The following is a 6,196-nucleotide window of genomic DNA, read 5'->3' on the forward strand; positions in this document are numbered from 1 at the left end:
GCCGGCGAGGGCGTGGGCCGACTCGATCGCCGGGATGATGCCCTCGGTCTTGCACAGCAGCTCGAAGGCCGCCATCGCCTGCTGGTCGGTGGCGTAGCGGTACTCGGCGCGGCCCGAGTCGCGCAGGAAGGAGTGCTCCGGGCCGACGCTGGGGTAGTCGAGCCCGGCGGAGATGGAGTGGGACTCGATGGTCTGGCCGTCGGCGTCCTGCATGAGGTAGCTGAACGTCCCGTGCAGGACTCCCGGCTCACTCGCCGCGAACCGCGCGGCATGACGGCCTGACTCGATGCCCTCTCCCCCGGCCTCGATGCCGATCAGGCGCACGTCGGCGTCGTCGAGGAACGCGTGGAAGATGCCGATCGCGTTCGAGCCTCCGCCGACGCAGGCCATGACGACATCCGGGAGCTTGCCGGTGAGGTCGATGACCTGCTGGCGGGCCTCCTCGCCGATGATCTTCTGGAAGTCGCGCACCATCGCGGGGAACGGGTGCGGACCTGCCGCGGTGCCGAAGATGTAGTTGGTCGTCTCGACGCTCGTGACCCACTCGCGGTAGGCCTCGTTGATGGCGTCTTTGAGGGTGCGCGAGCCCGTCGTCACGGCGACGACATCGGCGCCGAGGGGCCGCATGCGCGCGACGTTGAGCGCCTGGCGTTGCGTGTCGACCTCGCCCATGAAGACGGTGCACTCGAGTCCGAACAGCGCTGCCGCGGTCGCGGTCGCGACGCCGTGCTGGCCGGCTCCGGTCTCGGCGATGACCCGCTTCTTGCCGAGGCGCTTCGTGAGCAGGGCCTGGCCGAGCACGTTGTTGATCTTGTGCGAGCCGGTGTGGTTGAGGTCTTCGCGCTTGAGGATGATGCGAGCGCCACCGGCGTGCTCCGCGAACCGCGGCACCTCGGTGATGATCGACGGGCGACCGGTGTAGGTGCGGTGCAGTTCGGCGAGCTCGGCCGCGAACGAAGGATCCGCCTTCGCGTCCTCGTAGGCGGCGGCGAGCTCGTCGATGGCCTTGATGAGCGACTCGGGCATGAACCGGCCGCCGTAGGCGTCGAAGAAGGGACCGGGGCGGTCCTTGAGGGAAGTCATCGTCCGGCCTCCAGGAACGACTCGAGGGTGGCGACGGGGTCGTCGCCCGTGACGAGCGCCTCCCCGATGAGTACGACGTCGGCACCGGCGGCGCGATAGTGCGCCACGTCGGCGGGATCGGCCACCGCCGACTCCGCGACGCGGATGACACCCGACGGGATGCGATCGGCGAGTCGACCGAACAGGTCGCGGTCGAGCTCGAACGTCGACAGGTCGCGGGCGTTGACGCCCACGAGGTGCGCGCCCACGTCGAGTGCGCGCTCGACCTCCTCGGCGGAGTGCGCCTCGACGAGCGGCGTCATCCCGAGCTGCACCACGAGGTCGTGGAGCTCCCGCAGCGAGTTCTGCTCGAGGGCGGCGACGATGAGCAGTACGAGGTCGGCGTCGGCGGCCCGCGCCTCCACGACCTGGTACGGATCGGCGATGAAGTCTTTGCGCAGCACGGGAACGTCGACGGCGCGGCGCACCTCCGTGAGGTCGGCGAGCGAGCCGCCGAAGCGGCGCCCCTCGGTGAGCACGCTGATCGCGCTCGCTCCCCCGGTCTGGTACGAGACCGCGAGGGCGGCCGGGTCGGCGATCTCGGCGAGCGGACCCCGCGAAGGACTCGCACGCTTGACCTCGGCGATCACCTTCACCCGATCGGCCGGGGCGAGCGCCGCGAGCGCGTCGCGCGCCGCCGGGCGCCCGAGCGCGACCCTCTCGACCGCGGAGAGCGGCTGCTGCTCACGACGGGATGCGGCGTCGTCGAGGGCGCCCGCCGTCAGCTCCGCGAGCAGGTCAGGAATTGCTCTTCGGGGCGTAACGCGGCCCCTTGACGCCATAGCCCATCGCGGCGAGCGCGAGGCCCGCGACGAGGCCGAGCACGATCACGCCGACCGAGATCCAGACGACCAGCGGCTGCTCGAAGAAGAACGCGACGGTGCCGACCGCGAAGCCGATCAGCATGATGACCACGCCGACCCACGCGGCGGGGGAATTGCCGTGACCGGGCTCGTTCTCGTCGTGGCTCACTGGGGACTCCTCGTACTCGGGGGTGTGCGTCGTCAGTCTATCGAGTCTCGACACGCCGCCTGCAGCGACTACTCGACCACCGGGACGTCGGTCGGGTCGTCGCCCTCGGACAGCGCATCCCAGTCGCTCGCTCGGTCTCCCTGCACGCGGGAACGCGAGTACCGCGACGTGCTCGTCGGCCAGCGGCGCACGGTCGTCGAGACCCCGATTGCGACGAGCACCTGCAGGATGCCGGCGACGAGCGCGAGAACACCGAGTGTCCCGCCATCGGGCGTGTTGAGGGCGACGAGGACGACGCAGAGTCCGAGCAGAGCGAGCAGCACCGAGAGGATGAGTCGGAACACCGGCCCGGCGAGCAGCATCGCGGCGGCCGCGGCGGCCGACGCGAGCGCGAGCGCGGTGAACCCCGCGCTGACGGGCGACGCGGCACCCGTCAGCGCGATCGGCACGACGAGGGCGAGCAGCGCGAGGAGACGCAGGCGCGACGCGGTCATCGCGATCCTCAGGTGAGTCGGCGCATCGCGTTGGCGATCGCGACGGCGCGCAACGGCGCGGCGGCCTTGTTGTGCGCCTCCTCGTGCTCGCTCGCGGCATCCGAGTCGGCGACGAGACCGGCTCCGGCCTGCACGCGCGCGAGACCGCCGACGATCGTCGCCGTGCGGATCGCGATCGCGAGGTCGGCATCTCCCGCGAGGCCGAAGTAGCCGACGACGCCCCCGTAGACGCCACGCTGGGCCGGCTCGAGTTCGTCGATGATCTCGAGCGCCCGCGGCTTCGGCGCGCCGGAGAGCGTGCCCGCCGGGAACGTCGCCCGGAACACGTCGATGCTCGTGGCGTCGGGCCGCAGATCGCCCTCGACCGTCGAGACGAGGTGCATGATGTGGCTGAACCGCTCGACCTGCATGAACTCGGTCACCTCGACGGAGCCCGCCACGCACACCTTCGAGAGGTCGTTGCGCGCGAGGTCGACGAGCATGAGGTGCTCGGCTTGCTCCTTGGGGTCGCCGAGGAGCTCGTCGGCGAGGTCGACATCCTGTTCGGGACTCTCGCCGCGCGGCTTGGAGCCGGCGATCGGATGCGTGATGACGCGCCCGTCGCTCACCTTGACGAGCGCCTCGGGACTCGAGCCGACGATCGCGTACTCGGAGCCGTCGGGAGCCTCGAGCGTGAGCAGGTACATGTACGGGCTCGGGTTGAGCGTGCGCAGCACCCGGTAGACGTCGATCGGGTCGGCGGTGATCTCGTGGTCGAAGCGCTGCGAGATCACGACCTGGAAGACATCCCCGTCGCGGATGTACTCACGCGAACGCTCGACGGCGGCGAGGTAGTCATCACGTTTCGTGCGCGCGATCGGCTCCGGCGAGACGGTGAGGTCGACGTCGGCGAGCCACGCCTCGCTCGGGCGGGCGAGACCCGACTGGAGGTCGTCGAGGCGACGCTGCGCATCGGCCCACAGGGTCTCCTCGTCGTCGACGCCGTCGTTGAGCGCCGCTGCGATGAGGATCGCCGACCCCGTGCGGTGGTCGAGCGCGACGAGCTCCGAGACGAACGAGAACGCCTGACCGGGAACGTCGAAGTCGGCGGGCGGGGCGTCGGGCAGCCGCTCGAGCTGCCGCACGGCCTCCCACCCGATGAAGCCGACGAGGCCGCCGGTGAGCGGCGGGTGCCCGTCCACCTGCGGGGTGCTCCAGCGGCGGTAGAGGTGGGTGAGCGCGTCGAGCGGCTCCGTCGGGCAGTCGTCACCGAGGGCACGGGATGCCGGCAGCCCGTAGTCGATCCAGGTCACCCCGGTCGGTCCTTGCGTGAGCACACCCCGGGAGCCGACGCCGACGAACGACCACCGCGACCAGATCCCTCCCTGCTCCGCGGATTCCAGCAGGAACGTCCCGGGCTTCCCCACCGCGAGCTTGCGGTAGACGCCGACCGGGGTCTCCCCGTCGGCGAACAGGCGGCGCAGCACCGGGACGACGCGGTGCCCGGCGGCGATCGCCGCGCGGAACTCGGCGCGGGACGTCGTCCCGGCCGTGGTCGTCGTGGTCATGGGGTCATTCTCGCAGGGTCTCGACACGCCGCTGCGCGGCTACTCGACCACCGACACATCCAGGGGGTCGACGTCGAAACAGGCGTGGGCGCCCGTGTGGCAGGCCGGACCCACCTGGTGCACCGTGACGAGGATGGTGTCGCCGTCGCAGTCGAGCGCGGCGGCGCGCACGAGTTGGATGTTGCCGCTCGTGTCTCCCTTGCGCCAGTATTCCTGCCGGCTGCGCGACCAGAACGTCACGCGCCCCTCGGTCAGGGTTCTCCGCAGTGCCTCGGCGTCCATGTAGCCGAGCATGAGGACATCCCGGCTCGACTCCTCTTGGATGATCGCGGGCAGCAGCCCGTTCGCGTCGAACCTCACTCGGTCGAGCACATCCTGCGTCATCGCACCGCCACCCCTTCCGCCCGGAGGGCGTCTTTCACCTGGCCGACCGTGAGCTCGCCGCCGTGGAAGACGGAGGCGGCGAGCACGGCATCCGCGCCCGCGGCGACGGCCGGGGCGAAGTGCTCGACCGCGCCGGCGCCTCCGCTCGCGATGACAGGTACCGCCGAGAGCTCGCGGATGAGACCGGTGAGCTCGAGGTCGAAGCCCTGTTTCGTGCCGTCGGCATCGATCGAGTTGACGAGCAGTTCACCCGCGCCGCGCTCGATGGTCTCGCGCGCCCAGGCGAGGGCGTCGAGCTCGGTCTCGGTGCGTCCGCCGTGCGTTGTGACGACGAACCCGCTCGGCGTGCGCGGGCTGCGCTTGATGTCGAGTGAAAGCACGAGCACCTGCGCGCCGAACCGGTCGGCGATGTCGCCGACGAGCGCCGGGTTCGCGATCGCGGCGCTGTTGACGCCCACCTTGTCGGCGCCACTCGCGAGCAGGCGCGCGACGTCGTCGGGGCTGCGCACTCCCCCGCCGACGGTGAGCGGGATGAAGACCTGCTCGGCGGTGGCGGTGACGGTCGCGTACATCGTCGCGCGCGCATCCACCGTCGCCGTCACGTCGAGGAAGGTGATCTCGTCGGCGCCCTGCTCGTAGTACCGCTTCGCGAGTTCGACGGGGTCGCCCATGTCGCGCAGGTTCTCGAAGTTGACGCCCTTCACGACGCGGCCCTCGGTCACGTCGAGGCACGGGATGACTCGCACGGCGACGCTCATCGCAGTTCCGCCATGTCAGATCCGCGCGGCGTGGATCGAGGTCACGAGGATGGCGCGTGCGCCGAGCGTGTACAGCTCGTCCATGAGGTGGTTGACCTCGTCGCGCGGCACCATGACCCGCACCGCGACCCAGCCGGAGTCGCGCAGCGGCGACACCGTCGGCGACTCGAAGCCCGGCGTGATCTTCGACGCCTGCTCGATGAGGTCGGCGGGCAGGTCGTAGTCCATGAGCACGAAGCGGTGCGCCACCATGACGCCCTGCAGGCGGCGGCGGAACGTCTCGAGCCCCTCGACATCGTCGCGCGACGCGATGAGCACGGCGCTCGACTCGAGGATCACGGGGCCGAAGATCTCGAGCCCCTGCTTGCGCAGCGTCGACCCGGTCTCGACGACGTCGGCCACGGCATCCGCGACGCCAAGGCGCACGGCGGACTCGACAGCACCGTCGAGGTGCACGACCTCGGCCGCGACCCCCTGCGCCTCGAGGAAGTCGCCGACGAGGCCCGAGTACGACGTCGCGACCCTCACACCGGCGAGGTCGGAGAGCTTCGAGAAGCTGCCGGTCGGCCCGGCGAAGCGGAACGTCGACGCGCCGAAATCGAACGCCTCGATCTCGACGGCGGACGAGTGCGAGTCGAGCAGCAGGTCGCGACCCGTCACGCCGACGTCGAGGGCGCCGGAGCCGACGTAGGTCGCGATGTCGCGCGGCCGGAGGTAGAAGAACTCGACGTCGTTCCGCGGGTCGGAGACGATGAGCTCCTTCGGGTCGCGGCGCACCGCGTAGCCCGCCTCGCGGAGCATCTCGACGGCGGTCTCGGAGAGGGTGCCCTTGTTGGGCACGGCGATGCGGAGCATCCTGGCGTCTTTCGTTCGGAGTTGTCGGGGTCTGCGTGGAGGTCTCGACACGCGGCTGCGCCGC

The 6,196-nt window shown here is 70.7% G+C and carries 8 protein-coding genes; all 8 read right to left on the reverse strand.

Going from position 1 to position 6,196, the window contains the following annotated elements; genetic code table 11:
* On the reverse strand, window positions 1-1,083 hold a 1,083-nt coding region (trpB, locus tag ACO1X9_RS15105), incomplete at its 3' end, for a tryptophan synthase subunit beta (RefSeq protein WP_486351676.1).
* A complete protein-coding gene (trpC, locus tag ACO1X9_RS15110; RefSeq protein ID WP_486351683.1) occupies window positions 1,080-1,859 on the reverse strand; it encodes an indole-3-glycerol phosphate synthase TrpC in 780 nt (259 codons plus the stop codon). The genes trpC and trpB, both read right to left, overlap by 4 nt.
* 1 nt (window position 1,860) lies before the next feature.
* Window positions 1,861-2,094: a DUF6704 family protein gene (locus ACO1X9_RS15115; RefSeq protein ID WP_486351677.1), complete on the reverse strand. Its 234-nt coding sequence runs from the start codon at window positions 2,092-2,094 to the stop codon at window positions 1,861-1,863.
* 68 nt (window positions 2,095-2,162) lie between these two features.
* Complete coding sequence (locus ACO1X9_RS15120; protein ID WP_486351678.1) at window positions 2,163-2,588, reverse strand: Trp biosynthesis-associated membrane protein; 426 nt, start codon at window positions 2,586-2,588, stop codon at window positions 2,163-2,165.
* A gap of 8 nt (window positions 2,589-2,596) precedes the next feature.
* Window positions 2,597-4,135 (reverse strand): anthranilate synthase component I, encoded by a 1,539-nt coding sequence (locus tag ACO1X9_RS15125; protein ID WP_486351679.1) that lies wholly within the window; start codon window positions 4,133-4,135, stop codon window positions 2,597-2,599.
* A gap of 39 nt (window positions 4,136-4,174) precedes the next feature.
* Window positions 4,175-4,519 (reverse strand): phosphoribosyl-AMP cyclohydrolase, encoded by a 345-nt coding sequence (gene hisI / locus ACO1X9_RS15130; protein ID WP_486351680.1) that lies wholly within the window; start codon window positions 4,517-4,519, stop codon window positions 4,175-4,177.
* Complete coding sequence (hisF, locus tag ACO1X9_RS15135; protein ID WP_486351681.1) at window positions 4,516-5,277, reverse strand: imidazole glycerol phosphate synthase subunit HisF; 762 nt, start codon at window positions 5,275-5,277, stop codon at window positions 4,516-4,518. The genes hisI and hisF overlap by 4 nt, the downstream gene beginning before the upstream one ends.
* A gap of 15 nt (window positions 5,278-5,292) precedes the next feature.
* Entirely contained in the window at window positions 5,293-6,132 is an 840-nt protein-coding gene (gene hisG, locus ACO1X9_RS15140) for an ATP phosphoribosyltransferase (protein ID WP_486351682.1), read from the reverse strand.
* Between the last annotated feature and the right edge of the window lie 64 nt (window positions 6,133-6,196).

It is taken from the genome of Pseudolysinimonas sp., assembly GCF_057350545.1.

Excerpts from the sequence above, each read along its gene's own strand:
- ACO1X9_RS15120 (WP_486351678.1), bottom strand. The coding sequence starts at position 2,588 with ATGACCGCGTCGCGCCTGCGTCTCCTCGCGCTGCTCGCCCTCGTCGTG.
- ACO1X9_RS15125 (WP_486351679.1), bottom strand. The coding sequence starts at position 4,135 with ATGACCACGACGACCACGGCCGGGACGACGTCCCGCGCCGAGTTCCGC.
- hisI (WP_486351680.1), bottom strand. The coding sequence starts at position 4,519 with ATGACGCAGGATGTGCTCGACCGAGTGAGGTTCGACGCGAACGGGCTG.
- hisF (WP_486351681.1), bottom strand. The coding sequence starts at position 5,277 with ATGAGCGTCGCCGTGCGAGTCATCCCGTGCCTCGACGTGACCGAGGGC.
- hisG (WP_486351682.1), bottom strand. The coding sequence starts at position 6,132 with ATGCTCCGCATCGCCGTGCCCAACAAGGGCACCCTCTCCGAGACCGCC.